Source organism: Kitasatospora sp. SUK 42, assembly GCF_015776785.2.
In the GTDB taxonomy this organism is placed as follows: Bacteria; Actinomycetota; Actinomycetes; order Streptomycetales; family Streptomycetaceae; genus Kitasatospora.
In genome coordinates this window covers 906,984-933,918 of record NZ_LFMD02000007.1, presented here as the reverse complement: position 1 = coordinate 933,918, position 26,935 = coordinate 906,984, and the positions used below count along the sequence as shown (strand labels likewise).

Sequence of the window (26,935 nt, the reverse complement as noted above, 5' to 3'; positions counted from 1 at the left end):
CGAATCCGACGAAAACCACCCCCGCACCACCGGAGTTGAACAGATGACCGTCACCCTCGGCGTCCACGCCAGCAACCCCTCGCTCTACTACCTCGCCCGGCTGCCCTACCTGGACGAGGAGTTGGCCCCGCTCGGCGAGACCGGAGCATTCCACCACTACACCGACGGCACCCGCACCGGCGACCTGCTCGCCGACGGCACCATCGACTTCGGCGGCACCGGCTCCACCCCGCCGATCACCGCCCAGGCGGCCGGCCACGACCTGGTGTACGCGGCGGTCTCCGCACCCCGCCCCGACCACGGCGCGCTGCTGGTGCTGGACGCCGGACCGGTCCGTACGGTCGAGGACCTCAAGGGCGGTACCGTCGTCCTCGCCGTCGGCTCCTGGCAGACCCACCTGCTCGCCAAGGCCCTGCACGCGCAGGGGCTCTCGTACGGCGAGGACGTCATCCCGGCGCGTCCGGCGGCGGGGGAGGACCAGGCGCAGCGGCTGCGCGACGGCGAGATCGCGGGCTGGATCGCCCAGGGGGCGGAGCTCGCCGCCGCCCGCCGCACCGGGGAGTTCCGCGAGCTGATCCGCACCGGCGACGTGATCACCGACCGCTCGGTGTTCTTCACCCGCCGAGAGTTCGCGACCGCGCGCCCCGAGGTGGTCGCCGCGATCGCCACCGCACTGCGCCGGGCGGACGCCTGGGCGGCCGCCCACCCGGCCGAGGCCGCCGCGATCGCGTCCGGGGAGCTGGGCGGTACGGCCACCGACTGGCGGACCGCCCTCGCCGCACTTCCCTGGCGGCTGGAGCCGGCCACCGCCGGGTTCATCGCCGAGCAGCAGGAGGCCGCGGACATCTTCCACGGAGTCGGGTTCATCGACCGCACGCTGACCGTCGCCGACGCCCACCTGCCCGCCCTGGAGGCCCCGGTGGCGGCCGCGCTCGCGAAGGAGAGCTGAGCCGTGGCCTCCGAAGTCCTCTGGTACATCATCCCGCGCGAGGGTCACTACCCCTGGGAGCCGGCCGGCCGCCGCCCGGTGGACCTGCGCTACCTTCAGCAACTCGCCGGCAGCGTCGAGCGCCTGGGCTACACCGGCGCCCTGCTCGCGACCGACCTCCACGACGTCTGGACGCTCGGCAGCGCCCTCGCCGCCGCCACCACTCCGGCGTTCAAGCCGCTGCTGGCCGTGCACCCCGGGCTGGTCTCACCCACCCTGCTGGCCAAGATGGCGCTCAGCTTCGACCACCTGCACGGCGGCCGACTGCGCTTCAACGTGGTGAACGGCTCCACCGCGCAGCTGCGCGAGTACGGCCTGGACGTCGAGCACGACGACCGCTACCGGCTCAGCGCCGAGTACTGGTCGATCGTCAAGCGCCTCACGGCTGGTGAAGTCTTCGACCACAAGGGCGAGTTCTACGATCTGAAGAACGCGGGCGCGAGCCTGCGGGAGCTCACCCCGGTGCAGCAGGGCGGCATCCCGCTCTGGTTCGGCGGCAGTTCGGCGGCCGGCATCGAGATGGCGGCCCAGCACGTGGACGTCTACCTGACCTGGGGCGAGCCGCCGCACCTGCTCAAGGAGAAGCTGGACCTGGTGCGCGAGCGCGCCGCGGCTCACGGCCGGACCCTGCGGATCGGGCTGCGGCTGCACCTGATCGTCCGCGACACCGAGGACGAGGCCTGGGCCGCCGCCGACCGGCTGCTCGACGTGACCAGTGAGGCGACGTACGCCCGGCAGCTGGGGGAGACCAAGGGGGAGGACGGCGTCGGCTGGCAGCGGCAGTTCCGCCAGCACGGCGGGAAGGTCCCGGCCCGGGCCCGGGAGCTGGAGGCCTACCCGAACCTCTGGCCGGGCATGAGCCTGTTCCGCCCCGGCCCGGGGACGGCGGTGGTCGGTTCGACCGCCCAGGTGGTCGAGCGGCTGCAGGAGTTCGAGGCGCTGGGCGTGGACACCTTCATCCTCTCCGGCAACCCGCTGCTGGAGGAGGCCCACCGGATTGCAGAAACGGTCCTGCCCGCGCTGGGCATCCGTCGCTGACAGCCGACGGACTACAGCCGGCGGATAACAGCCGACAGCTAACAGCTGACGGGGAACAGAGAACAGATGACAGCTGACAGATTTCGAAATCTGTCAGCTGTCATCCGTCGGCCGTTACTCACGAGCCCGTCAACCAGCCTCAGGGGCTCAGCGCCTCAGAAGCTCAGAGGCTCAGCCGGTCGATCTCCGCCAGCTCCTCCTCCGTCAGGGGCCCGCCCGCCAGGGCGTCGAGGTTCTGGTCCAGCTGGGCCACGCTGCTCGCGCCGATGATCACCGAGACCACCCGAGGATCCCGCAGCACCCAGCACAGCGCCAGCTGCGCCAGGGTCTGCCCGCGCCCCTCGGCGACCTTGTTCAGCGCCCGCAGCTGCTCCAGCTTCGCTTCGGTCAGCGTCTCCTCGGTCAGGAACTTCCCGACCGACATCCGCGACCCGGCCGGCACCTGCCCGGAGAGATAGCGGTCCGTCAACAGCCCCTGGGCCAGCGGCGAGTAGGCGATCAGGCTGGTCTGGGTGTCGCCCACCGCGTCCAGCACGCCGCCCTCCTCCACGTGCCGGTTGAGGATCGAGTACACCGACTGGTTCATCAGCACCGGCGTCCCCAGCTCGCGCAGGATCGCCACCGCCTCCCGGTGCTGCTCCGCCGGGTAGTTGGAGATCGCCGCGTACAGCGCCTTGCCGGAGCGCACCGCACGGTCCAGCGCCCCCATCGTCTCCTCGATCGGGGTGTCCGGGTCGTAGCGGTGCGAGTAGAAGACGTCGACGTAGTCCAGCCCCATCCGCTCCAGCGACTGGTCCAGGCTGGCCAGCAGGTACTTGCGGCTGCCGCCGTTGCCGTACGGGCCGGGCCACATGTCCCAGCCGGCCTTGCTCGCGATGAACAGCTCGTCCCGGTACGGCCGGAAGTCCTGCGCGAAGAGGTAGCCGAAGTTGCGCTCCGCGCTGCCGTAGGGCGGGCCGTAGTTGTTCGCCAGGTCGAAGTGCGTGACGCCCCGGTCGAAGGCCCGGCGCAGCACGGCCCGCTGCACCTCCAGCGGCTGGGCGTCACCGAAGTTGTGCCAGAGCCCGAGCGAGACGGCGGGCAGCTGGACGCCACTGCGGCCGGCCTTCCGGTAGGTCATCGAGGCATAGCGGTCATCCGCGGCGAGGTAGCTCATGCCGGACATCTTGCCAGCAGGGCCCGCCCGATCAAGCCCTTGCCCCGTTTCCGGCCACTGCCTATCCTCGCGGAGGAGCGTATGGGTGCGAGGCGAAGGGGGCGTGATGGCAGTCCTGACCGTGACCGTCGTACCCCGCTGTTGTTGTCGCCACCGCCGCAGCACCGCGCGCTGACGCCACTCCCCGCCGGGCGATCCGCCCGGCCCGTGACCGGGTGACCAGTGCCCCGCGTTCCCCATCGGTGCTGCCCGTCCGAGCGCGGCACCGCACGGTGCCCTCGTGGGACCGGCTCCGCCTCCTCCACGGCGCTCGAAGCGGTCAGTGACCCGCCCCGACCCCTTCCTCTCGATCGCCCCAAGGAGACCGCCGTGCGGTTCACCGTCTCGTCCCTCGTCGCCAACGGCCCCGACCCCGTCACCGGTGTGCGGCGGACCCCGCAGCAGAAGCTCCACAGCGTGATCGACCAGGCCGTCCTCGCCGAACAACTCGGTTACGACGGCTACGGGGTGGGGGAGCGCCACGGCGAGCCGTTCATCTCCCCGGCGCCGCCCGTCCTGCTCAGCGCGATCGCCGTCCGCACCTCGGCCATCCGGCTGTTCACCACCGTGACGGTGCTCAGCATCCTCGACCCCGTCCGGGTCGCCGAGGACTACGCGATGCTGGACCAACTCTCCGGCGGTCGGGTCGAGTTGATCGTCGGCAAGGGTAACGATCCGCGCCACTTCGGCCTGTTCGGCCTTCCCGAGGAGCGCCAGTGGGACGCGCTCGCCGAGAACTACGCGCTGCTGCGCCGCCTTTGGCGGGAGGAGAAGGTGACCTGGGAGGGCTCGACCCGCCCGCCGCTCAAGGAGGCCACCGTCTCGCCGCGCCCGCTCCAGGATCCGATCCCGGTCTGGCACGGCAGCGCGACCAGTGTCCAGTCCACCGATCTCGCGGCCCGTTACGGTGATCCGCTGTTCTCCGCCAACTCCTTCCACCCGCTGGCCAAGTACCAGGCCCTGGTCGAGCACTACCGCGAGCGCTGGGAGCACTACGGGCACGACCCGAAGGAGGCCCGGGTGGGCGCGGGCTTTGGCGGGCTGTACGTCGCCAGACGCTCGCAGGACGCCGTCGAGGGCTACCGCCCTTACTGGAACGAAATGTTCAACTCGGCGGCCGGTCGGCACAACAACTCGCCGTTCAATTCTCTGGAGGACGCGCTGGAGCACGGTTCGGCACTGGTGGGCAGCCCGCAGCAGGTGATCGAGAAGATCCACCGCTACCACGAGGCCTTCGGCAACGAGGTGGTCGGCATCGGCGTGGACGCGCTGACCGAGGGCGCGCAGCGGGAGCAACTGGAGCTGTTCGCGGGCGAGGTGGCCCCGGTGATCCGGCGCGAACTGCCCTGACGGCGGGCGGCGCGGGGCGACGTCCGGTCCGCGCGACGGTCCCCGCCCCGCCCGCCCGCGCAACGCGCCGCGCACCCCCCGTCCGGTGTGACGCCCGCGACCGTACGTGACGTGACGCGCGCCACCGGTCGGGGCGGAATGCCGCCCGGTGGGGCGGGGGATGACGAACGGGCGAGGGGCCGTGGCCGCCGGGGGGCGGCGCACGGCCCTCAGGCGTTCCGGTCTCCCGGACCGCTGCCGGGGATACTCTCTGGCGCTCTGTACCTACTGGTATGTACAGTGATCCGCATGACCACCCAGGACCGCCTCATCGAGAGCACCCAGGCACTCCTCTGGGAGCGCGGCTACGTCGGCACCAGCCCGAAGGCCATCCAGCAGCGCTCCGGGGTCGGCCAGGGCAGCATGTACCACCACTTCACCGGCAAGCCCGACCTCGCCGCCGCCGCCCTGCGCCGCAGCGCCGAGCAGATGCGGGGCATCGCCGAGGCCGACCTCTCCGCCCCCGGCAGCGCGTACGACCGCATCGCCGCCTACCTGCACCGCGACCGCGAGGTGCTGCGCGGCTGCCGGATCGGCCGGATGGCCCAGGATCCGGACGTCGTCGCCGACCCGCAGCTGCGCGCCCCCGTCGAGGAGACCTTCGACTGGCTGCGCGGCCGGATCGCCGAGCTGGTCACCGAGGGCCAGGCGCGCGGCGAGTTCGCCCCCTGCCTGGACCCGGGGGACACCGCCGCCGCGGTGGTCGCCGTCGTCCAGGGCGGCTACGTGCTGGCCCGCGCCGCCGACAGCGCCGAGCCCTTCGACCGGGCCGTACGCGGCGCCCTCGGACTGCTCGCCGCACACCGGCAGGCCTGACCTCCACCCGACGCGCAACCCGAGGAGTCCTGCCGTGCACGCCATGCAGTACGAGATCACCCTCCCCGCCGACTACGACCTGGGCATCATCCGGAAGCGCGTCGCCGAGCGGGGCCACCTGCTCGACGCCCACCCCGGCCTCGGGCTGAAGGCGTACCTGGTCCGTGAGCGCGGCCAGGACGGCTCGCCGGTCAACCAGTACGCGCCGTTCTACCTCTGGCGCACCGCCGAGGGCATGAACGGCTTCCTCTGGGGCCCTGGCTTCCGCGGCCTGAGCGCCGACTTCGGCCGCCCCGCCGTCCGCCACTGGCTCGGCGCGGGCCTGTCCCGGGGCGCCCGCGCCCAGGGCGTCCGGGCCGGTGACGCGCGGATCGGCGACGCCCGGACCGAACCCCCGACCACGGCCACCCGCGAGACCGTACGCCTCCCGGAGACCGCCGACCCGGCCGAGGCCGTCGAGCGGGCCCTCGCCGAACTCCCCGTGCACTCCGACCTGCACACCGCCGCCGTCGCCGTGGACCCGAGCCGCTGGGAGCTGCTCCGCTTCGCCCTCTGGCACGGCCCGGCCCCCGAGGAGGTGCCCGGCACCCGCTACCGGGTGCTGCACCTCTCCCGCCCCGAACTCGACCGGCTGCCGACCGGCCGCCACTGGTGAAAGGACCCGCCACCCCGATGCCCGCCACCCCGACGTCTGTCGCCCAGGCACCCGCCACTGACCTGAGCCCCGCCGACCTCACCCCGGCCGACCTCACCGCCGCCCCGCTCGACCGCGAAGCCGGCTACGCCCTGCTCGCCGACCTCGCCGGCCCCGTCGCCGCCGCCACCCTCGGCGGCCTGGACGGCCTCGCCCCCGGCTTCCCCGACTGGATCATCACCAGTCTCTTCGGCGGCACCTACCAGCGCCCCGGCCTCGCCCTGCGCGACCGCCAGATCGCCAACCTGGCCGCGCTCACCGCCCTCGGCGGCGTCGAACCGCAGCTCGCCGACCACGTCCGCAACAGCCTGCGGATCGGCCTGACGCGGGAGGAGATCACCGAGGTCCTCGTCCACCTCGCCCCCTACGTCGGCGTCCCCAAGGCACTGGCCGGCCTCCGCGTCGCCACTGCCACCTTCGCCGCCTCCGATTCGCAGCGCGCCTCCGACCCGAAGCCGGCCGCCGACGAGCAGTCGGCCCCCGACTCGAAGTCGGCCCCCGAAGCGGAAGCCACCCCCGAAGCGGAAGCCACCCCCGGAGCGGAAGCCACCCCCGGAGCCCGCGGATGAGCACCCCCACCGCCCGTGCGGCACGCACCGTGCGGACCGTCCTCGGTGACATCGACCCCGCCGGGCTCGGCGTCACCGACTCCCACGACCACCTCTTCATCCGCAGCCCCCTGCTCCCCGCCCAGGAGCTGGACGACCCGGCCGCCGCTGAGGACGTCCTGCGCGCCTACGCCGCCGCGGGCGGCCGCACCCTCGTCCAGTGGACCCCGTGGGGCATGGGCCGTGGCGCGGACTCCCTCGCCGGGCTCTCCCGTGCGACCGGCGTTCAGGTGGTCGCCGCCACCGGCGCGCACCAGGCGGTCCACTACCCATCTGGAGCCCTCCGCGCCGTCGGCGACCTCGCCGAACGCTTCGTCGCCGAGCTCACCACCGGACTGCCCGGCGCGCCCGAGGGCGTCCGGGCCGGGCTGATCAAGGTCGCGGACGACCCGGGGCCCACGACCCCGCACACCCGGGGGACCCTGGCCGCAGCCGCCCGGGCACACCACGCCACCGGCGCCCCGATCGCCGTCCACCTCGAATCCGACGGCGATCCGCACGGCGTGCTGGAGCAGCTCAGCGGCCTGCACGGTGTCCGGCCCGACCGGATCGTCCTCGGCCACCTCACCCGGTTCACCGACCGCTCGCTGCACCGCAGCCTGGCCGCCGAGGGCGTCCACCTCGCGCTGGACAGCCCGTCCAGGCTCGGCCACCCCGCCGACCTGCAGGCCTTCGACGTGATCGCCGACCTGGTCGAGGCGGGTCACGCCGACCGGCTGCTGCTCGGCGCCGACACCACCACCCGTACGGCCCGGCAGGCCGGCGGCCCCGCCCGACTGCTCACCGACCTCGCCCCGCGCCTGGCCCGCAGCTTCGGCCCCGAACTGCCCGACCGGCTCCTCGTCGCCAACCCGGCCGCCGCCCTCGCCGCCGACTGGCGCACGCCCTGAAACACGCACCCGGCGCCTCCGCGCACCCGTACCGTGACGGTCATGCCGACGCTCCGGACCCTCACCGCCGACGACTGGCCGCTCTGGCGCGACCTGCGCCTCGCCGCGCTGACCGACGCGCCGCACGCCTTCAAGAGGGGCCTGGCGGACTGGCACCGGGGCGGCGAGGAGCGCTGGCGGGCCCGGCTCCACCTGCCGGGCACCCTCCACGTCGCGGCCCTGCTCGACGGCGTCCCGGTCGGCCTGGCCGGCGGTGTCCTGGGCGCGGCGGGGGGCGTGCGGGAGCTGCGTTCGCTCTGGGTCGGGCCGCAGGCGCGCGGCCGGGGCGTCGCGGACCGGCTGATCGAGGAGGTCGAACGCTGGGCCCGGGCCACCGGCGGTCGCACGCTGCGCCTCGCCGTGCTCCCCGGCAACGAACCCGCGCTGGCGCTCTACCGCCGCCACGGCTTCGTCCCGCTCGCCGAGCCCGGTGAGCCGCTCGACGACGCGGGCACCCGCGAGCTCCTCCTGGCCAAGCCGCTGGCCTGACCCCGCCCGACTCTCAGGGAGAAAACGCGGCGGGGCCTGTGCCGTAAGGGGGATGGCACAGGCCCCGCCGTCAACCGGACCGACGCGTCACATGTGGGTGCCGCCGTCGATGCGGAGCTCGGTGCCGGTGACGAACGCGCCGTCGTCGGAGGCGAGCATGGCGATCACACCGGCCACCGTCTCCGGGCCCGCGAAGCCCTGGCCGATGGCGGGGGAGAGCTTGGCGAGCAGGCTGAAGTCGGCGTCGGCGGGCAGACCGGGGTTGTTGGTCATGCCGCTGTCGATGCTGCCCGGCGCCACGCAGACCGCGCGCAGGCCCTGCTTCGAGTACTCCGAGGCGATCGCGTGGGTGAAGGACTGGATGCCGCCCTTCGTCGCGGCGTACGCGGCCATGTAGGGGTGGGCGAAGCTCGCGGAGGTGGAGCTGAAGTTGACCACCACGCCCTTGCCGTTCGCGAGCAGCGCGGGGAGCGCCTCGCGGGTCATCAGGAAGGTGCCGGTCAGGTTCACCGCGAGGAGCTTGTTCCAGAACTCCAGGGTGGTCTCGTGGGTGTGCGAGGAGCGGAGGATGCCGGCCGCGTTGACCAGGACGTCCAGGCCGCCCAGACCCGTGATCGCCTCGGCCACACCCGTCACCACGGCGGCCTCGTCCGAGATGTCGAGAACCTGGATGGTCAGGCGGTCCGCGGTGCCGTCGGCGGTCGCGCGGTCCAGCGTCTTCTTCAGGCCGTCCTCGTTGACGTCGACGGCGACGACCTTCCCGCCCTCGGCGAGGATCCGGTGCACGGTCGCCTGGCCGATGCCCGAGCCGCCGCCGGTGATCAGGACGTTCCGTCCGCTGAAGCGCTCCATGGTGGTACTCCGTTCGTTCGTGGTCTCTCGACCTCGATAGGCACGGTACGCCTTTCTGGCATGTTGTGCCAATAAGTCTTGTTGTGACATTGCGGCGCAACGTGTCAGAAGGTGCTTCGCCTGCGTACGCTGACCCTGTGACCGGACGCCCCACCCTGACCCAGCGCCGCCGTGACGCCACCCGGCTGGACATCGCCCGCACCGCCGCCGCGCTCTTCGCCCGGCAGGGCGCCGAGGCGACCACCGCCGAGGAGATCGCCCTCGCCGCGGGCATCTCGCTGCGCACCTTCTACCGCTACTTCTCCGTCAAGGAGGACGCCGTCGCGCCGCTGCTCGCGGCGGGCGGGCGGCGCTGGGTGGAACTGCTCGCGGAGAGCTCGGCGGACCTGCCGCTGCGGGAGGCGCTGGAGCGGTCGGCGGTCGAGTCGCTGACCCCGGCCGACGACGCGGCCGTCGAGGCGATGCACTGGACCCGCAGCCTGCTGCGCGACCCGCGGCTCGACGGCACCTGGCAGCGGGTGCACTCGGGTTCGGAGGAGCGGCTGCGGACCGTCCTCGCCGAGCGCTGCCCGGACGGTACCGACCCGCTGGAGATCCGGCTGGGGGCCGCCGCCGCGACCGCGGCCATCCGGGTGGCCCTGGAGCAGTGGGCCGCCTCCGACGCCGCCGCCACCGGCCCGGGCTCCCCGCAGGACCTCGGCGCCCGCTGCATGCGCGAGCTCACGGCGGGGCTGCGGCTGTGGGGGCGGGTCGGCGGGGAGTAGGGGAGTGGGGGTGGCTGCCGGATAGCAACGAACGGCCGACAGCCGCGAGCCGACAGCGAACAGCCGGCAGCCGCCAGCGAACAGCCGCCAGCGAACAGATAACAGCTGACAGATTTCGAAATCTGTCAGCTGTTATCTGTTTGCTGTTACCTCCCAGCCGCCATCAGCGTTCTCCCAGCTACCGCTAGGGTTGGTGCTCGCGTCCCGGAGGGGAACCGGGGTGATCTCCTCGGATGTCCTTGGCGGAGGGGGCGGGGAGTTCGAGGCGTGGGAGCAAGTAGGACATGGGTCTGACGAGCCACAAGGTGCTGGCGCTGGCCGTATTGGTTTCCGTCGTGATGATGGTCGGCACGGTCTGGTTGTGGCCCAGACTCGCCAGGAAGAGCTGGCAGGCGGTGCTCGGCCGGATCGGCGCGCTGCTCGCCACCCAGCTCGCCGTCCTCGCCGCGCTCGGCCTGGTCGCGAACAACTACTTCGCCTTCTACAGCAGCTGGGACGACCTGCTGGGCACCGGCACCACCGGCCCGGTGGTCATCCACAACAAGGCGGACGCCTCCGGGCGCCTGCTGGTGGACACGATCGGCCACGCCGAGGTCAAGGGCGGCGGCGCGATGGGCCGGGAGCCCAGCCAGTCCGGCGAGATCCGCAAGGTCCGGATAGACGGCGCCGTCAGCCGGCTGTCCACCGAGGGGTACGTCTACCTGCCGCCGCAGTACTTCCAGCCCGAGTACGCGAACCGCCAGTTCCCGGCCGTGATCGTCAGCACCGGCTTCCCGGGGATCGCCGAGAACCTGATCACCCGGTTCAACTACCCGGGCGCGGCGCTCAAGCTGCTGCAGGCGGGGAGGATGCAGCCGACCGTCCTGGTCCTGATGCGTCCCTCGCCCGCCCTCCCGCAGGACACGGAGTGCGAGGACATCCCGGGCGGCGCCCAGTCCGACACCTACTTCACCAAGGACGTCCCCTCGGCGATCGAGGCGAGCTTCCGGGTCTCCAGCGACCCGCAGGCCTGGGCGTTCATGGGCAACTCGACCGGCGGCTACTGCGCCCTCAAGCTGGCCATGCGCCACCCGGACGTCTTCCCGACCGCCGTCGCCCTGTCCGCGTACTACGACGCCGCCGACGATCCGACCACCGGCGACCTCTTCGGCGGCAGCAAGCAGCGCCGCGACGAGGCCAACCTGATGTGGCGGTTGAAGAACCTGCCCCAGCCGAACGTCTCCGTGCTGCTGGCCGGCACCAAGGAGGGCGACGGCAACTACAAGCAGGACACCGAGGCCTTCGTCGACGCGGTGAAGAGCCCGATGAAGGTCTCCTACAGCATGCTGGAGAACGGCGGCCACAACTTCGAGACCTGGAGCGCGCTGCTGCCGTCCTCGCTGGAGTGGCTCTCCCAGCACCTCAAGGTGCCCAACCAGTCGGTCTGACGGCCGGACCACTCGCACGCCGACGCGTCGACACGACGAACCCCTGGGGCCGCAGCCCCGGGGGTTCGGTTCTCACGTGGCTCAGGCCACCCGCTCCAGCGTCCCGGTGTGCAGCTGGCCGACCCGGCCGCCCTCGCCCTCGAAGGTCCAGAAGGCCCGCACGGTCAGCTTGTTGAGGTCCATCACGTGGCTGACGGTGATCCCGCTCTGCTCCGTCCAGCTGACGAAGTAGATCTCCGGCGCGACCTCGGCGACGTGCAGCCGCACGTCCTCCCACTGGCCCGCCGACTCGCCGAGGCCCTCCCAGCGCAGCCGCGTGCCGTCGGCCGAGTAGGTGTTGCGGAAGGCCGCGCCGTTGTCGGCCCGGAAGACGTAGGTACGGCCGGCGAAGGCGGGCAGGGACGCGGTCATGGTGGGGCGGGTCCTCGTTTCTGTGATGCTCGGAGATGCTCGGAGCTCTTGTGCACTGCGGAAGATGCCAGGCATCCAATTTATCCGACCGGGCGGACTCGGTGGGGCCCCGGCGCCGAACGGTTCGCCCCGCGTCACGGCCCGTCCCGCCCCGCCGCCGCCCCTGTCCGCGCCCGTGCCACGGCCCGTTTCGCCCCGCGCCACGGTGCGGTCCGCCACCGCGCCGCCGGTGGGGGTGTGCGACCGGCACATGGGCGCCCGCCGCGCGCCGGTCCTACCGTCCACGCCCATGAGACGTACCCCCACCCGCACCCCCACCAGAAGCGTCCCCGCCGCGCTGTCCGCCGTGCTCCTGACCCTCGCCGCACTCCTCCTCGGGGCCCCCACCCCGGCGCAGGCGGTCACCACCCCGGCGCAGGCGGCCACCGCCCCGCTCACCCTCGAAGCCACCTTCCCCACCCCCGGCAACGGCTGGGCCAAGGTCGAGCGGTACCTCGACACCACCCCCGGCTTCCGCACCGAGCAGTTCCCCGCCGACGGCCGCGGCGACCAGGACGGCGCCCGCCGCACCTACTTCGGCACCGGTGAGCCCTACTCCGGCCGCTTCCTCCTCTACTCCGCCGCCGGCTGGGACACCGGCGGCCTCGCCACCCCCGTCCTGCTGGTCCACGGCGTCAACGACAACGCCGACCGCGCCTGGGCCAACCCGGGGGAGAGCGGCACCTGCGGCGCCGCGAGCTGCCCGTCCACCGGCCTCGCCCAGTACCTCGCCGGGACGGGCCACCGGGTCTTCGCGATCGGCTTCGCCCACAAGCACGGCGACAACCTGCTCCAGGCCCAGGCCATCGGCGACGCGATCGCCCTGATCCGGGCCCGCCTCGGCGTCCCCCAGGTCGACGTGGTGGCCTGGAGCAAGGGCGAGATCTCCGCCCGGGCGTACGTGTCCTCGGTGCGCCCGTCCTGGGGGAGGGCGTACGCGGGCGACGTGCGCCGCCTGGTCACCCTCGGCGGGCCGAACGGCGGGCTCGACTACGCCTACGCGCACGGCTGGGACTTCGACCTGGCCACCTGGCCGGCCTGCGGCGGCACCGCCAACGCGCCGTCCCCGCACCTGTACATGACCTGCTACGGCACCTACACCGCGCAGCCCTGCCTCGGCGTGCTGCCGACCGGCGGCTACGACTGCTACCCGGGACAGCGCCAGATGCTCGCCCGCTGGGACGGCACCTACGGGGTGGACACCACCGCCCAGGACTGGTGGACCACCTACTACGGCGGCCAGGGCTTCTACACCTCCGGCCAGGGCATCCAGGCGGCCATCGACGCGGGCTCGCTGATCGCCCCGCTGCAACGGGCCGGCGTGCCCGCCTCGGTACGCACCTACCTCCTCGCGGGCGGGTCGGCGGACATCCCCGGCGTGCTCAACGAGAACCGCGGGCCCAGCGACGGCATCGTGTTCACCGCGAGCGCCCTGGACACCACCGGTATCGCGACGGTCGGTGGCACCCGGCTGCTCACCGGCCTCAACCACCTGGAGCTGGCATGGTCCCCGGACGCCGAGAGCCAGGTCAACTCGTGGCTGGGCTAGCCCTGCCGTCGATCCGTGTCGGTGGCGTGCGCCGCCGACGCGCGCCGTTGATCCGTGTAGTTGATCCACACCATTGACCCACGCCAGTGATCAACTCGGCCGCCACGCAGCGTCGTTGATCGACATCACTGTGAGCTGCGCGACAACGGGCCCGGTGGAGTTGTCCGTTCACGGACGGCTTGCCTAGCCTGCAACCGGTCGTCCGCCCCTCGCGGACCCCGCCGCCGGGACGCCGAGTCCCGTCCACCCGTCGGCGGGCAGCCGAGCACCACAGCGGACGGGAGCGGGGGAACCAAGGTCAGCGCCCGGCCCGTACGCTCCCGCGTGCGGGCCGAGGCTAGGGGTGAAGCCGCTCCGCAGGCGGCCGGGCAACTGCAGCCCGAATCCGACAGCTCACCTCGCAGGCGTCGCAGAGGACCCCCATGCACCAGCCCGCCCGGCGCCGCCGAGCCCCGCGCCACGCCCGCCCGTCCCACCGCGGTCGCAACGCGGCCCTCGCCGCCACCGGCGCGTTCGCGATCAGCGGCGCCGGCCTTCTCGGCCTGCCGTCCGTCTCCGGCGCCCAGGCCGTCTCCGGTGCCCAGTCCGTCACCGCTCCGACCGTCACCCAGGACCGGCTCGCCCCCGCCACCATGGTCGCGGGCAAGGCCGCCACCGCCTCGCTCAGCCTGCACTCCTCGTCGTGCTTCACCGCGAAGGCCGTCGGTGTCGGGGTGCGCGACGCGCGCGGCACCAACCTCGACTTCCCCGGCAGCGCGGGCAACGTGCAGATCTGCCCGAGCGGCTTCGACTTCACCAGTGGCCCACGCAGCCTGCCCGCGGGGACGTACACCCAGTTCGGCATGTGGCAGGACCTCGGCGGCGCCTGGCACAACCTGCCCTCGCGGCAGCTGGTGGTCTCCGCCGCCGGTGCGTCCACGCCGACCCCGGCCCCGACGAGCCAGGCCCCGACGACCACCTCCGGCGCCAAGCCGTCCCCGACCGCCAAGCCGAGCGCCACTTCCGCCGGCACCCCGACCACCCGGCCGACCACCACCCCCGGAGCCACCGCGAGCCCGAGCACCCCGGCGCAGGCCTCGCCGATCGCCGGCAAGTCGCTGACCTGGTCCGACGAGTTCAACGGCCCCATAGCCTGGGGCCAGCGCTGGGTCGGCGACAAGAGCACCGCGTACAAGTACGGCAACCACAACCCGGGCGACAACAAGCTCGACTGGCTGAACAGGAACAACGTCACCGTCGCCAACGGCGTCGCCACCTTCACCGCCACGCCCGGCGGGCCCGCCCTGGAGAACGGCAAGCAGTCCTGGAACACCGGCTTCCTGACCACCGAGGGCTCCGCCGAGGGCTTCCAGGTCAGGACCGGCGACTACGCCGAGGCCCGGGTCAAGCTGCCCTCCGGCAGCGGCGCCTGGCCGGCCCTGTGGACCTGGAAGAACGGCAACGGGGAGGTCGACTCCTTCGAGTACCACCCTGACAACCCGAACCTGCTGGAGCTGACCAACCACGTCAACCCGGGCAACGCGAAGTACCACATCGACGCGGGCGCCATCGCCAAGGACCAGTGGGTGACCATCGGTACCTACTACGGCGCCAACTCGGTCGACTGGTACGTCAACGGCGTCAAGGTCTTCTCGGACGGAAAGGGCGTCGGCGCCAACTGGTCGGCGTACCTGGTCCTCAACCTGTCGGTGTCCGCGGGCCAGTACCACCCGGGCCCGCAGGGGAGTGCCCCGATCACCTTCGCCGCCGACTACGTCCGCGTGTACCGCTGACGCGCCCCTCCGCCGGGAGGGCCGCCCACCGGCCGACTGCTCGCGAACCGGCCCCTCACGAACTGGCCGCGCGCGAACCGGCAGCCGTTTCGACCACCGTGAGGTCGAACGGCTGCCGGTGGTCGCTCCCGCTCCGGTCGTCGGGGCCGTGCGCCGCGACCCAGCCCCCGTCGAGCCTGCCCGGGTGCAGCTCCGGGTCCAGCCGGACCGGGACGAGCGCGGTCGCACTGCGCAGCGGCGGCAGGCCGGGGCCGAAGACGCAGCGCACCTGGCGGCCGCCCCGGAACACCTGGCAGTCGGACGGGAAGTACGGGCCCTCCGCGGTGACGCCGTGCGGCAGGTGGACCACGACCGTGATCGGGGAGGCAGTGGTGTCCGGGCCGCGGTTGGCGACGAAGGCGTGGATGGTGGTGGTGCCGCCGGGCGGGGCGGCGTCCGGGTCGATCCGGACCACCTCCAGCTCGGAGCGGGACGGTTCGGCGGCCACCGTGAGGCCGACGCCCGGACCGGGCTCGGGCTGACGGGCCCAGGACGGCACGTCGACCAGCACCGCCACCGCACAGCCCACCGCCAGCGCCGTCACGGCCGCGACCAATCCGCTGCGGAGCCGGGCGCTGAGCCCGGTACGTCGCCCGGTGCGGTGTTCGGTGTCGTGCCCGGTGCCGCGTCGCCGGTCCAGTGCGTCCCGTCCGTCCCGGCGTGTCATCCCCGCTCACCCTGCTCTCGCGTTCCGGCCGCCCGCGCCGTCGCGGGCCGCGTCCGCACCAGGGTGGCGGAGTCGCCGCCGGATCCGGGGCGCAACCCGCCCGCCGTCCCCCCGAACGAGGGACACCGGCTGGACGAAACCACACATCCCCTGCGCGTACGGCGGCAGTTGAGGCAATGTCAGGGCGCGAGGACCTGCCCCAGCCTGGTCGCGATCTGGTGCATCACCGGCACCAGCGCGGAGGCGCCGGCCTGCTCCTCCAGCGCCCGGATGCGGGCCTCGGGGCCGGACACCGAGAGCGCGGTGGGCGTCGGCGCGCCCGGGACGGCGAGCGCGATGCAGCGGACGCCGATCTCCTGCTCCTGGTCGTCGACCACGTACCCGCGCTCGCGCGCCTCGGTGAGCTGGCTCAGCAGTTCCTGCGGGTCGGTGACGGTGTACTCGGTGTGTGCGGGCAGCGGGTTGGGGCCGAGGATCGCGCGGGCCTCGTCCTCGGGGAGCTGGGCGAGCAGTGCCTTGCCGACTCCGGTGCAGTGCGGCTGCACCCGGCGTCCGACCTCGGTGAACATCCGCATCGAGCGCCGGGACTGCACCTGTCCGACGTACACCACCTCGCCGCCTTCCAGCACCGCCAGGTTGGCGGTTTCGCCGGTGGCCTCCATGAGTTCGGCCAGGTAGGGGCGGGCCCAGCTGCCGAGCAGGCGGCCGGCCGTCTCGCCGAGCCGGATCAGCCGGGGGCCGAGGGTGTAGCGGCGCGCGGTGTCCTGGCGGACATAGCCCTGCTGGACGAGGGTACGAACCAGTCGGTGGATGGTCGGCATCGGGAGGCCGGAGGTGGTGGAGAGCTCGCTGAGGGTGGCCACTCCGCCGGAGTCGGCCAGCGCCTCCAGGAGTTGGAAGGCGCGCTCGACGGACTGCACGCCGCCGCTCGCGCGGTCGGCGCCTGTCGTCGGTGCTGAGTCGGGGGTCGCAACCACCGGCGTTCCCTTCGCTGTCGGGGAGGAGTAGAGTCCCGGCGACCTCTTCAACAAACCGTTGAAATTCTGTATCGCGGAAACTAGTCTCCACCTTACAGAATCGGACTCGCCGGCAGGCAGGGTCCGATCAAGGAAGTTCCCGAGGAAGTTCCTGTCGGAGCTCCCTTCGTCAGGCTCAACCGTCTTAGGAGTGTCCTGCTCATGGCTGCAGATCAGGGGCCCGTCGGCGCCTCCCCCGCCGCTCCGGTCGTCACTGTCGCCGGACCGCGCGTCCACCGGGCGGAGGAGGTGCTCACCCCGGAGGCGCTCGTCTTCGTGGCCGGCCTCCATCGCGCCTTCGAGGGCCGCCGGCAGGAACTCCTGGCCAGGCGCAGGAGCCGCCGCGCGGAGATCGCCGCCACCGGCACGCTGGACTTCCTCCCCGGGACCGCCGACATCCGGGCCGGCGACTGGAAGGTCGCCGAGGCGCCGCGCGCCCTCCAGGACCGCCGGGTCGAGATCACCGGCCCGACCGACCGCAAGATGGTCATCAACGCGCTCAACTCCGGGGCGCGGATCTGGCTCGCCGACTTCGAGGACGCCACCTCCCCGACCTGGGAGAACGTGGTGAGCGGCCAGGTCAACCTGATCGACGCCTTCGAGGGCCGGATCGACTTCACCACCTCCGCCGGCAAGGCCTACGCCCTCAGGCCCGCCGCCGAACTGGCGACCGTCGTGGTCCGCCCGCGCGGCTGGCACCTGGACGAGAACCACCTGCTGGTCGACGGCGCCCCGGTGGCCGGCGCGTTCGTCGACTTCGGACTGTACTTCTTCCACAACGCGGCCCGGCTGCTCGCCAAGGGCGCCGAGGACCCGAACTCCGGCCCGTACTTCTACCTGCCGAAGACCGAGAGCCACCTCGAAGCCCGGCTGTGGAACGACGTGTTCACCCACGCCCAGGCCGAACTCGGCATCCCGCACGGCACCGTCCGCGCCACCGTGCTGATCGAGACCATCACCGCCGCGTTCGAGATGGACGAGATCCTCTACGAGCTGCGCGACCACGCGGCCGGCCTCAACGCAGGGCGCTGGGACTACCTGTTCTCGATCGTCAAGAACTTCCGCGACGCCGGCGAGCACTACATCCTGCCGGACCGCAACAGCGTCACCATGGCCTCGCCCTTCATGGCCGCCTACACCCGGCTGCTGGTGCAGACCTGCCACCGGCGCGGCGCCCACGCGATCGGCGGCATGGCCGCGTTCATCCCCAGCCGCAAGGACCCGGAGGTCAACGCGGCCGCGCTGGAGAAGGTTAAGGCGGACAAGGACCGCGAGGCGGGCAACGGCTTCGACGGCTCCTGGGTCGCCCACCCGGACCTGGTGCCGGTCGCCCGCGCCTCCTTCGACGCGGTGCTCGGCGAGCGTCCCCACCAGAAGGACAACCCGGGCCCGTCCGAGCCGGTCACCGCGGCCGAACTGCTCGACGTCGCCGGCGCCGGCGGCACCTGCACCCGCGCGGGGCTGCACAACGCCGTCCAGGTCGGCATCCGCTACATCGAGGCGTGGCTGCGCGGCCTCGGCGCGGTCGGCATCTTCAACATGATGGAGGACGCCGCCACCGCCGAGATCTCCCGCTCGCAGATCTGGCAGTGGATCCACAACGGGGTCGTGCTGTCCGACACCGGCGAGAAGGCCACCGCCGAGCTGGTCCGCGCCCTGGTCGCCGCAGAGCTGGCCGGACTCCGCACCGAGCTGGGCGAGGAGGCCTACGGGGCCGGCCGCTGGCAGGAGGCCGCCCGGCTCTTCGAACAGGTCGCCCTGGCCGAGGACTTCGCGGACTTCCTGACCCTCCCCGCGCTTCCCCTGCTGGGCTGAGCGGCGGTCCACGGCTCCGTTCCGTGCGGCGACGATTCCACCTGTCCTCTCGTCGTCGTACGGAACGGCCTTTTTCACATGAGGAGTTCACCCATGGCGCGCATGTTCTTCAACGGCCAGGCGATGGTCGGCGGACCGTTCCACGCGAAGGTCGCCGACTCGCTGATCGGTCCGGCCCGGACCGCCCCCGGCTACCGCTTCTTCTCCATCGACCACAGCGGCGGCACGGACGTCTGCCCGGGACTGCTGGCCGATCCGGCGGTCGACACCGCGATCGAGGGCGAGCTGTACGACATTCCCCTGGAGCGGCTGCGGGACGTCATCCTGCCCGGCGAGCCGCGCGAGCTGGAACTCGGTGTGATCGAGCTGGAGGACGGTTCCGCCTGCCTGTCCATGCTGCTCGCCCGCGGGGAGCTGGAGCGGGGCGTGCACCGCGAGATCACCCACCACGGCGGCTGGCGCGCCTACCTGGCGACGCTGGGGCGTACGGCCTGACGGTTGGCGGCCCGGCTACCCGGCTACCTGGCGGCTCTGCGGACAGCGGACAGCCGACAATCAACAGATAACAGCTGACAACTTTCATCATCTGTTATCCGTCAGCTGTTCGCCGTCACCCGTCGGGCGCCCGTCGCCCCCGCCCGCCCGCCGCCAGGTTGTCCCCCAGTCCGCTGCGCCGGTAGAGGACACTGCGTCCGCGCCGGGTGCGTTCCAGCAGGCCGGCGGCCGTGAGCGCGCCGAGGTGGCGGCTGACCGCCGCCGGGGTGACACCGAGTCGGTGGGCCAGTTCGGTGGTGCTCGCCGGGGTCTCCAGCAGGAGGAGCAGCCTCGCCCGGGGTGCGCCGATCAGCCCCGCGAGCGCCGAGCCCTGCTCCGGTGGGCGCCGACCGGTCTCCGCGTCCTCGCCCATCGTGGCCTTGCCCCGCGCCGGGTACGTGATGACCGGAGGCCCGCCCTGGATGATGTCGGTCACCGCGCCGAGCGCGAACAGCGTCGGCATCAGCACGAGCCCCCGCCCGGCGACGTCCACCGTGGTCCCCAGGGCCTTGGTGGCGGGGTGCGGGTCGGTGAGCCGCAGGACGCCGGCGTGCCAGGACAGGCGGCCGTCGAGATCGGCGAACAGTCCTTCGGCGCCGTGCTCCGAGAGCCGCCGCCCCCGGTAGGCGATGTCCGCCTCCAGCACCGAGCGTGCCCGCGGCCACCAGGCGGGGGCGAGGCAGTGCGTCCAGTACGCCTCCAGCGCCCCGGCCACCCGGGCGGCGAGCGCCGCCGGATCGTCGACCAGTGCGGCCAGCACCGGCGGGAGCACGTTCCCGGCGCTGCGGTACGCGGTCAGGACGTCCGTCCGCACGACCTCGGGCGGGGTGGCCGCCAGGACGGCGAGCTCGGCCGCGATGTCCGGCCGGGGCACCGTCGGGCGGGGCGTCAGGAAGTCCGGCACGAAGCCCAGCGGGGTGATCAGGGAATCCAACAGGGCGGTGTCCAGGGCCGCGTAGCGTGATCGCCAGCCGGCCACCCACCGCTGCTGCTCCGGATAGCCGCCCGGCCGGGATCGGGTGCGCAGGCTCAACACCGTTTCCTGTAGCGGGGAGTAGCCGAACCAGGTGGCGGCCAGATCATCAACACCCAATCGGAACTCGAACATTGACCGCAACGGTAAAAGAATTCCACCGCGATCGGAACCCCGCTGTCCTGCTGCCATGACTTCCGCCGCGGCGCGTCCGCCCTCCGTTTCCCGCCCTGGCCTCGTCGGCCGACTGCTCCCGGATGATCCGCTGCTGCGCGGATTGGCCCTGATGAGCCTGGTGAACACCGTCGGCAACGGCCTGTTCGTGACGGTGAGCGTGCTGTTCCTCACCCGGTCCGTCGGGCTGACGCCCGGACGGGTCGCGCTGGGGCTCACCGCCGCCGGGGTGTGCGGGGTGTTCGCGGGGGTGCCGATGGGCCGGCTCGCGGACCGGATCGGCAGCAGGCGGCTGCTGCTCGTGGTCGGGCCGCTGGAGGCCGTGGCCGTGCTCGGGTACGCGTTCGTGCACTCCTTCGCCGCGTACGTGGTGCTGGTGTGCGTGGCGACGGTGCTGGAGCGCGGTGCGGTGGCGGTGCGCAGCGCGCTGATCGCGCGGGTGATTCCCGCCGAACGGCAGGTCCGGGCAAGGGCGTTGCTGCGGTCGGTGATGAATGCGGGGGTCGTCGTCGGATCCACCGGTGCGGCGGTCGCCCTCCAGGCGAACACCTATGCCGGGTGCGTGACGATGATGGCCCTGGACGCGGCGAGCTTCCTCGGCGCGACGGCCCTGCTGGCCGTTTTGCCCCTCCCGGCGGAGGCGGAGAGGCGGGCGCCCGAAGCGGCAGTGGTTCGGCAGCGGACGGCACTTCGGGACCGGCGCTACCTGCTGGTCACCGCCCTGCACGCCGTGCTGGAGCTTCAGCTGGCCGTGCTCACGGTCGGGATACCGCTGTGGATCGTGCTGGCGACGGACGCGCCGACCGCCGTGGTCGCCGCGGTCAACGTGGTCAACTGCCTTCTGGTGGTGCTGTTCCAGGTCCGTGCGAGCCGCGGTGTCGACAGCGCCTCGACGGCCGCGCGTGCCTGTGCCCGGGGAGGGGTGTTGCTCGCCGCCGCCTGCCTCGTCTACGCGGCGGCCCAGTACGGCCCGGTGACCGTGGCGACGGCGACGGTCCTGGCCGGCGCCCTGGTCCACAGCCTCGGCGAGCTCCTCACCTCGGCCGGTGGCTGGACGCTCAGCCTGGACCTGGCGGATCCTCGGTCGCACGGCGAGTATCAGGGCGTCTTCATGAGCGGCCAGGCCGCGGCGCACGTTCTCGGTCCGCTGGTGATCAGCCTGACCGTCGTCACCCACGGCGCCCTCGGCTGGCTCGTGCTCGCAGTCCTCTTCTCCCTCGCCGGATTCGCACTGGTCCCGGCCTCGAAGGTCCCGGCCTCGAAGGTTTCGGCCTCGCGGCGCCCGGCCGGGTGAGGGCCGGTTCCCCGGGCGCGCCGCTGCCCCGGACCCTCGCCGTGGGTCCGGGGCAGCGGTCCGCGCACCGGTGACAGTGAACAGCGGACAGATAACAGGTGACAGATAACAGATGACGAAAGTTGTCAGCCGTCACCCGCCCGCCGCCCGGAGGCGCGCGGATCCCGGGTCACGCACCGTCCCTGGGCGGCCCGGAGCACAGGGGGCGGGCACGGAAGCGGGGCCCCCGTCCCGTCAGACCGGCCGGGCCGCGAGTTCCTTGGCCGCGCGGGCGCAGGCGCGGGCGATCCGGTCCTCGTCCACGGTGGTCAACTCGCCCTTCTCGACCACGGCGTTGCCGTTGACGAACAGCACCGACAGCGGCGGCAGCGCACCGAAGGTGAGGGCCGCGACCGGGTCGGCGATCGAGGAGTGCATGATCCCGTCGACCTTCCACAGCGCCAGGTCGGCCAGCTTGCCGGCCTCGATCGAGCCGATCTCGTGCTGCCGCCCGAGCAGCCGGGCACCGCCCATGGTGCCCAGCCGCAGCGCCTGGCGCCCGGTGAGCGCCGTCGGGTAGCCGTGCAGCCGGTTGATCAGCAGGGCGTTGCGCAGCTCGGTGCCGAGCTCGCCGGACTCGTTGGAGGCGGTGCCGTCCACCCCGAGCCCCACCGGAACGCCCGCCCTGAGCATGTCGGGCACCCGTGCGATCCCGGCGGCCAGCCGGGCGTTGGAGGACGGACAGTGCGCGACGCCGGTGCCGGTCTCGGCGAACTTGGCGATGTCGGAGTCGTTCATGTGCACGCAGTGCGCCATCCAGACGTCCTCGCCGAGCCACCCCACCGACTCGAAGTAGTCGGTCGGCCCCATCCCGAACAGCTCCTTGCAGAACCGTTCCTCCTCGGCCGTCTCCGAGCCGTGGGTGTGCAGCCGCACGCCCTTGCGGCGGGCGAGTTCGGCGGACCGGCGCAGCAGTTCGGTGGAGACCGAGAAGGGCGAGCACGGCGCCAGCGCGACGTGCAGCATCGAGCCGAAGGAGGCGTCGTGGTACCGGTCCACCGCGACCTCGGAGGCCGCCAGGATGTCGTCGAGCTCCTCGACCGCGTGGTCCGGCGGCAGTCCGCCGTTCTTCCTGCCCCGGTCCATCGAGCCGCGCAGCGCGGTGAAGCGCAGCCCGAGCTCCCGCACGGCCTCGATCGAGGCGCCGAGCACGTCGCCGCCGTCCCGGGGGAACACGTAGTGGTGGTCCGAGGCGGTGGTGCAGCCGGACTTGAGCAGGGCGGCGGCCGAGCCCTGGCTGGCGGCGTGCACGAGGTCCTCGTCGATCCGCGCCCAGGTGGGGTAGAGGGCGACGAGCCAGTCGAAGAGGATGGCGTCCTGGGCGAGGCCGCGGGTGATCCACTGGTAGAAGTGGTGGTGGGTGTTGACCAGCCCGGGGGTGAGCAGGTGGCCCTCGCCGTCGATCCGGCGTGCCACGTTGTCTAGCCGGTCCGGCGCGGGCCCGTCCCCGACCGACTCGATGGTGTTCCCGAGGATGACGGCGTGGCCGCGGGCGTACTCGGTGCCGGTGACGTCGACGGTGGCGATCGCGGCGTTCTCGATCACGATCCGCCGGTCGGCGGGCGGGGGCTGGACTGCCATGACGGGGCTCCTATGGGGGGAGGGCCGGAAGGGGTGCGCACCTGGAGCGGCGCGCATCCCTTCCGGGCCGGTCAGGACGGCGTCGCGTTCGGCACCGTCGCGCCGGAGGTCTGGCCCGGCCCGGGCCGGCGGGCGGCTCCGACGTGGTGGAAGAGCAGGTTGAGCAGGACGGCCATCACGCAGCCGGCCGAGATCCCCGAGTGCAGCAGGGTCCGGACGGCCTCCGGGAAGGAGTCGTAGAAGGCCGGTACGGCGATCGGGATGATGCCGACGCCGAGCGAGACCGACACCAGGATGGTGTTGGAGCTGGACTCCATGCCCGCCTCGGCGAGGGTGCGGATGCCGCTCGCCGCGACCGTGCCGAAGAGCACGATCCCGGCGCCGCCGAGGACGGGCTGCGGCACCAGGGAGACGACCGACCCGAGCACGGGGAAGAGCCCCAACAGGATCAGGATGCCTCCGCCGGCCGCGACCACGAAACGGCTGCGGATCCTCGTCAGCGCGACCAGCCCGATGTTCTGGGCGAAGGCGCTGGCGGCGAAGCCGTTGAAGACGGGGCTGAGCGCGGTGGCCAGCCCGTCGGCGCGCAGGCCGGCGGCGAGCGTGGGTTCGTCGGCCTCGCGGTCGACGATCTTGCCCAGGGCGAGCATGTCGGCGGTGGACTCGGTCATCGAGACCACCATGACGATGCACATCGAGGCGATCGCGGCCGCGTCGAACACGGGCGCGCCGAAGTGGAACGGGGAGGGGAGCGAGAAGACCTTCGCGTCCTGGACCGCGCCGAAGTCGGCCAGCCCCAGCGGGAAGGCGATCAGGGTGCCGAACGCCAAACCGATGAGCAGCGACAGCTGCTGCCAGAAACCGCGCAGCAGCCGGTTGCAGAGCACCACCGCGACGAGGGTGATCGCGGCGAGGCCGATGGCCCGCATGGAGCCGTACCCGGGGGCGCTCGGCGAGCCGCCGCGCGCCCAGTTGACCGCCACCGGAAGCAGGGACACCCCGATGAGGGTGATCACGGTGCCCTGGACGACCGGGGGGAAGAACCGGATGAGCCTGCAGAAGTACGGTGCCGCGAGGAAGCACAGGGCCCCCGCGACGATCACCGCTCCGAAGATCACCGGGAGGGCGTCCTTCGGGCCGTGTTCCTTGGCGATGGCGATCATGGGCGCGACGCCCGCGAACGAGACGCCGTTCACGAACGGCATCCGCGCGCCGATCTTCCAGATGCCGAGGGTCTGGAGCAGGGTGGCCAGTCCGGCGGTGAACAGGCTGGCCGAGATGAGCAGGGCGAGGTCGGCGGCGGAGAGCCCGACGCCGGCGCCGACGATGAGCGGGGGTGCGACGACCCCCGCGTACATCGCGGCGACGTGTTGGAGCCCGGTGGAGAACAGCTTCACCGGGGGCAGCACCTCGTCCACGGGGTGGGTTCCCGCCCCTGATGGCGTACTGCCGAGGCTGATTGACGAATCATCAGGATCGTTGACTCTCGCCGGGGTGGAACCGCCGTCTTTACTGGTGGTGTTGCTGGGTGCCATGTCGAGCCCCTCTTGTGCCCGTGGCTCCCGGCGCGCCCGTGGCGCTGGAGGCCGGCCGGTGGATTCCTGGCCGAGGGCGGGACGGCGGGCAAGGGTCCCTCGGCGGGCCTCTCCAGCACCCCGGGCCGGCCGCCGTGAGGCAGACACGAACTCCGGTGGGTGGGGGTGGAGATACTGGTGGTGCGGTTGGAGCGGTCGGTACGGTCCGCCCGGATTCGGCCGGCCCGTGGGGGCCGGAGGGTGCGGCGACTCCGGGTGGTGTCCATGGGGTCGGTGGGGTGGACGGGATGGACGGGATACACGGGATGGACGGAACAGGCAGGGCGGACGGAGCCGGGGAGATCAGGCGACCGGGATCACCGGGACGACGCCCTCGCGGTGCACGGTGCCCTCGATCAGGCCGTACATGCGGTCCGCGGCGTAGTAGACCTCGTTCTCGTTCTTGAGGCCGAAGGGCTCCAGGTCGACGAGGAAGTGGTGCTTGTTGGGCAGTTCGAGACGGACCTCGTCCACCTCGGCGCGGTTGTTGAGGACCCGGGTGCCCATCGCGTGCAGGGTCTGCTGCAGCGAGTAGGAGTAGGTCTCGGCGAACGCCTCCAGCATGTGCCGCTTCACCTGGGCGTAGGAGCGGTTCCAGTTGGGCTGGGCCTCGCTGTCCCCGCCGCCGTATCCGTACTTCCAGCGGGCGGTGACCTGGGTGGCGAGGATGCGGTCGTACGCCTCCCGCAGGGTGGTGTACCCGTCCTTGATGTAGCCCCAGAACTCCGAGTTGGTGGAGTTCATCACGACGAGGTCCTTGAGGCCGGAGATGACCTGGACGGACTCGCCGTCGTAGACGATCTCGGTGGTGCGGATCTCCTGGCCGTTGCGGACGAAGGAGTGGCCGACCTCCTCGGAGCCGATGAAGCGGGCCGAGCTGTCCGGCGTCCTGATCCGGTCCCAGGTGTACTCCTCGATCCGGATCCGGGCGCCGTGCACGACGCCGCGCTCGGTGTCGTCGACGAAGTGCCGGGCCAGGAGGATGCCGAAGGCCTCGGCCGACTCGATGCCGTGCTCCTTGGCGAAGGCGAAGACGGTGTTCTTGGTGGTGTCGGTGGGAAGGCAGTTGGCGTTGGACCCGGTGAGGTGGACGTCCTCGAACTCGCCCCGGAGGGAGACCGAGACGTTGAGGTCCTTGATCTCGTGGCGGGTGGAGTCGCGGTGGACCCGGACGATGCGGTTCTCCGCCTTGCCGTACTGGTTCTGACCGAGCACGTGGGCCATGACAGGCTCCTAGGGTTCCTGGTCGGTCTAGCTTCCGCGGTAGACCGAGTATCCGAACGGGTTCAGCAGCAGCGGCACGTGGTAGTGGTGCTGCGCGGGCGCGACCGTGAAGACGATCGAGACCTCGGGGAAGAACGGCGCCTCCTCGGACGTGAGCGCGTGGTAGGCGCTCGTGTCGAAGAGCAGCCGGACGACCGAGCCCGCCTCCACGGCCGGCAGGTCCTTGACCCGGCCGTCGGAGTCCGTGGCGGAGGTGCCGAGCACCTGCCAGCCACCCTCGGTGTTCAGTGCGAGCTCGACCGGAACTCCCTCGGCCGGGCGGCCGAGGCTGGTGTCGAGCACATGGGTGGAGATGCCAGTCATGGGTGGAGTGACCTTACTGATGGCAGAAGTGATGGTGCGTCAGATCTGATGCCGGCCCGCCGGTTCACAAAGAGTGCCATGTCGGGCGGCATGAATCGGCGTACGAAGCATTCCTGACGACGTGTCAGAAGAAATCAGGGCACGTCGAGCAGGCGGTTGATCCGGATGTCGTTGATCTTGCGCAGCTCACCCCGGACGATCTCCGCCTCGGTGGCGGGGTCGTTGGGGTGCCGCTCGCGCAGGGCGGCGAGCATGGTGACCGCGGTGCGGCCGGTCGCGCAGATCAGGAAGACGTGGCCGAACTTGGCCTCGTACGCGCTGTTGGCCTCGTGCAGTTCGTCCAGGACGGCCTGGTCCGCGCCCTGGATGCCGACCTGTTCGCGCTCGGAGGTGGCGTCGCCCGCCGTGGGCCGGCCGATCCGGGCGTGTCCGGTCATGGCGTCGTGCAGGTCCGCGGCCGTCAGCTCCGCCGTCGCCGCCGCGTTGGCGGCAAGGAGGGCCTCTCGGCTGGACCAGGGTTCGGCCTCCGCGACGGCGGCGGCCCAGCGGGGGCTGGAGCATACCTCCAGCAGGATCTCCGTCAACTCCGCGGCGTCGGCCGCGGCCAGGGCGTCAAGGGTGTGGGGGTGGTTGGTCACGAGTGGACCTCCTGAAGAGTGGTGCCACCCGGAAAAGCTAGATC

26 protein-coding genes and 1 riboswitch are annotated in these 26,935 nt (G+C 72.3%); of the genes, 15 read left to right on the top strand and 11 right to left on the bottom strand.

Annotation, left to right across the window (positions count from 1 at the left end; genetic code table 11):
• Positions 1–43 precede the first annotated feature (43 nt).
• Positions 44–949, top strand: a complete 906-nt coding sequence (locus tag RZ50_RS25810; protein WP_196950710.1) for an ABC transporter substrate-binding protein — start codon at positions 44–46, stop codon at positions 947–949.
• A gap of 3 nt (positions 950–952) precedes the next feature.
• Positions 953–2,026, top strand: coding sequence for an LLM class flavin-dependent oxidoreductase (locus tag RZ50_RS25805; protein WP_196950711.1), 1,074 nt, complete (start codon positions 953–955; stop codon positions 2,024–2,026).
• A 163-nt stretch (positions 2,027–2,189) separates the two neighbouring features.
• On the opposite strand, the gene RZ50_RS25800 is transcribed toward RZ50_RS25805, so the two are convergent.
• On the bottom strand, positions 2,190–3,182 hold the full coding sequence (locus RZ50_RS25800; protein WP_196950712.1) for an aldo/keto reductase: 993 nt from the start codon (positions 3,180–3,182) through the stop codon (positions 2,190–2,192).
• A 369-nt stretch (positions 3,183–3,551) separates the two neighbouring features.
• Here RZ50_RS25800 and RZ50_RS25795 point away from each other — a divergent pair, with 369 nt between their 5' ends.
• From RZ50_RS25795 to RZ50_RS25770, 6 genes are all read left to right on the top strand, one after another.
• Complete coding sequence (locus tag RZ50_RS25795; protein ID WP_196950713.1) at positions 3,552–4,571, top strand: LLM class flavin-dependent oxidoreductase; 1,020 nt, start codon at positions 3,552–3,554, stop codon at positions 4,569–4,571.
• Between the two features lie 288 nt (positions 4,572–4,859).
• Entirely contained in the window at positions 4,860–5,426 is a 567-nt protein-coding gene (locus RZ50_RS25790; RefSeq protein WP_196950714.1) for a TetR/AcrR family transcriptional regulator, read from the top strand.
• Positions 5,427–5,460: 34 nt separating this feature from the next.
• The gene (locus tag RZ50_RS25785; protein ID WP_196950715.1) at positions 5,461–6,081 is read left to right on the top strand and encodes a DUF4865 family protein; all 621 of its coding nucleotides are present in this window, start codon (positions 5,461–5,463) and stop codon (positions 6,079–6,081) included.
• A gap of 17 nt (positions 6,082–6,098) precedes the next feature.
• The gene (locus RZ50_RS25780) at positions 6,099–6,689 is read left to right on the top strand and encodes a carboxymuconolactone decarboxylase family protein (RefSeq protein WP_196950716.1); all 591 of its coding nucleotides are present in this window, start codon (positions 6,099–6,101) and stop codon (positions 6,687–6,689) included.
• Positions 6,686–7,618, top strand: a complete 933-nt coding sequence (locus tag RZ50_RS25775) for a phosphotriesterase (RefSeq protein WP_196950717.1) — start codon at positions 6,686–6,688, stop codon at positions 7,616–7,618. The genes RZ50_RS25780 and RZ50_RS25775 overlap by 4 nt, the downstream gene beginning before the upstream one ends.
• Positions 7,619–7,660: 42 nt before the next feature.
• Entirely contained in the window at positions 7,661–8,146 is a 486-nt protein-coding gene (locus RZ50_RS25770) for a GNAT family N-acetyltransferase (RefSeq protein WP_196950718.1), read from the top strand.
• Positions 8,147–8,233: 87 nt separating this feature from the next.
• On the opposite strand, the gene RZ50_RS25765 is transcribed toward RZ50_RS25770, so the two are convergent.
• Entirely contained in the window at positions 8,234–8,998 is a 765-nt protein-coding gene (locus tag RZ50_RS25765; protein WP_196950719.1) for an SDR family NAD(P)-dependent oxidoreductase, read from the bottom strand.
• A gap of 137 nt (positions 8,999–9,135) precedes the next feature.
• Between RZ50_RS25765 and RZ50_RS25760 the strand changes: the two genes are divergently transcribed.
• Both RZ50_RS25760 and RZ50_RS25755 read left to right on the top strand, forming a co-directional pair.
• The gene (locus RZ50_RS25760) at positions 9,136–9,762 is read left to right on the top strand and encodes a TetR family transcriptional regulator (protein ID WP_196950720.1); all 627 of its coding nucleotides are present in this window, start codon (positions 9,136–9,138) and stop codon (positions 9,760–9,762) included.
• Between the two features lie 284 nt (positions 9,763–10,046).
• On the top strand, positions 10,047–11,189 hold the full coding sequence (locus RZ50_RS25755) for an esterase family protein (protein WP_196950721.1): 1,143 nt from the start codon (positions 10,047–10,049) through the stop codon (positions 11,187–11,189).
• A gap of 81 nt (positions 11,190–11,270) precedes the next feature.
• On the opposite strand, the gene RZ50_RS25750 is transcribed toward RZ50_RS25755, so the two are convergent.
• The gene (locus RZ50_RS25750) at positions 11,271–11,600 is read right to left on the bottom strand and encodes a phenolic acid decarboxylase (protein ID WP_196950722.1); all 330 of its coding nucleotides are present in this window, start codon (positions 11,598–11,600) and stop codon (positions 11,271–11,273) included.
• Between the two features lie 289 nt (positions 11,601–11,889).
• On the opposite strand from RZ50_RS25750, the gene RZ50_RS25745 reads away from it, so the two are divergent.
• Together RZ50_RS25745 and RZ50_RS25740 are read left to right on the top strand one after the other, a co-directional pair.
• On the top strand, positions 11,890–13,188 hold the full coding sequence (locus RZ50_RS25745) for a triacylglycerol lipase (RefSeq protein ID WP_196950723.1): 1,299 nt from the start codon (positions 11,890–11,892) through the stop codon (positions 13,186–13,188).
• A 307-nt stretch (positions 13,189–13,495) separates the two neighbouring features.
• Positions 13,496–13,603, top strand: a riboswitch (cyclic di-AMP (ydaO/yuaA leader).
• Between the two features lie 7 nt (positions 13,604–13,610).
• The gene (locus RZ50_RS25740) at positions 13,611–14,960 is read left to right on the top strand and encodes a family 16 glycosylhydrolase (RefSeq protein ID WP_254803055.1); all 1,350 of its coding nucleotides are present in this window, start codon (positions 13,611–13,613) and stop codon (positions 14,958–14,960) included.
• A gap of 55 nt (positions 14,961–15,015) precedes the next feature.
• Here the strand turns inward: RZ50_RS25740 and RZ50_RS25735 are convergent, their stop codons facing one another.
• A complete protein-coding gene (locus tag RZ50_RS25735) occupies positions 15,016–15,666 on the bottom strand; it encodes a hypothetical protein (RefSeq protein WP_196950724.1) in 651 nt (216 codons plus the stop codon).
• A 179-nt stretch (positions 15,667–15,845) separates the two neighbouring features.
• Positions 15,846–16,643 (bottom strand): IclR family transcriptional regulator, encoded by a 798-nt coding sequence (locus RZ50_RS25730; protein ID WP_196950725.1) that lies wholly within the window; start codon positions 16,641–16,643, stop codon positions 15,846–15,848.
• Between the two features lie 201 nt (positions 16,644–16,844).
• Here RZ50_RS25730 and aceB point away from each other — a divergent pair, with 201 nt between their 5' ends.
• Together aceB and RZ50_RS25720 are read left to right on the top strand one after the other, a co-directional pair.
• Entirely contained in the window at positions 16,845–18,497 is a 1,653-nt protein-coding gene (gene aceB, locus RZ50_RS25725; protein WP_196950726.1) for a malate synthase A, read from the top strand.
• 93 nt (positions 18,498–18,590) lie between these two features.
• Entirely contained in the window at positions 18,591–18,992 is a 402-nt protein-coding gene (locus RZ50_RS25720; protein WP_196950727.1) for a gamma-glutamylcyclotransferase, read from the top strand.
• A gap of 115 nt (positions 18,993–19,107) precedes the next feature.
• On the opposite strand, the gene RZ50_RS25715 is transcribed toward RZ50_RS25720, so the two are convergent.
• Positions 19,108–20,139: a helix-turn-helix domain-containing protein gene (locus RZ50_RS25715; protein ID WP_196950728.1), complete on the bottom strand. Its 1,032-nt coding sequence runs from the start codon at positions 20,137–20,139 to the stop codon at positions 19,108–19,110.
• Positions 20,140–20,290: 151 nt separating this feature from the next.
• Between RZ50_RS25715 and RZ50_RS25710 the strand changes: the two genes are divergently transcribed.
• Positions 20,291–21,472 carry an MFS transporter gene (locus RZ50_RS25710; protein ID WP_196950729.1) on the top strand — a complete coding sequence of 394 codons (1,182 nt, stop codon included), beginning with the start codon at positions 20,291–20,293 and terminating at the stop codon, positions 21,470–21,472.
• 234 nt (positions 21,473–21,706) lie between these two features.
• Here RZ50_RS25710 and RZ50_RS25705 read toward each other — a convergent pair whose 3' ends face one another.
• From RZ50_RS25705 to uraD, 5 genes are all read right to left on the bottom strand, one after another.
• Complete coding sequence (locus tag RZ50_RS25705) at positions 21,707–23,092, bottom strand: 8-oxoguanine deaminase (protein ID WP_196950730.1); 1,386 nt, start codon at positions 23,090–23,092, stop codon at positions 21,707–21,709.
• 71 nt (positions 23,093–23,163) lie between these two features.
• A complete protein-coding gene (locus RZ50_RS25700) occupies positions 23,164–24,627 on the bottom strand; it encodes a nucleobase:cation symporter-2 family protein (protein ID WP_196950731.1) in 1,464 nt (487 codons plus the stop codon).
• Between the two features lie 342 nt (positions 24,628–24,969).
• Positions 24,970–25,890, bottom strand: a complete 921-nt coding sequence (gene pucL, locus RZ50_RS25695; protein WP_196950732.1) for a factor-independent urate hydroxylase — start codon at positions 25,888–25,890, stop codon at positions 24,970–24,972.
• A gap of 27 nt (positions 25,891–25,917) precedes the next feature.
• Positions 25,918–26,253, bottom strand: a complete 336-nt coding sequence (uraH, locus tag RZ50_RS25690; protein ID WP_196950733.1) for a hydroxyisourate hydrolase — start codon at positions 26,251–26,253, stop codon at positions 25,918–25,920.
• A 134-nt stretch (positions 26,254–26,387) separates the two neighbouring features.
• Positions 26,388–26,891: a 2-oxo-4-hydroxy-4-carboxy-5-ureidoimidazoline decarboxylase gene (uraD, locus tag RZ50_RS25685; protein WP_196950734.1), complete on the bottom strand. Its 504-nt coding sequence runs from the start codon at positions 26,889–26,891 to the stop codon at positions 26,388–26,390.
• Between the last annotated feature and the right edge of the window lie 44 nt (positions 26,892–26,935).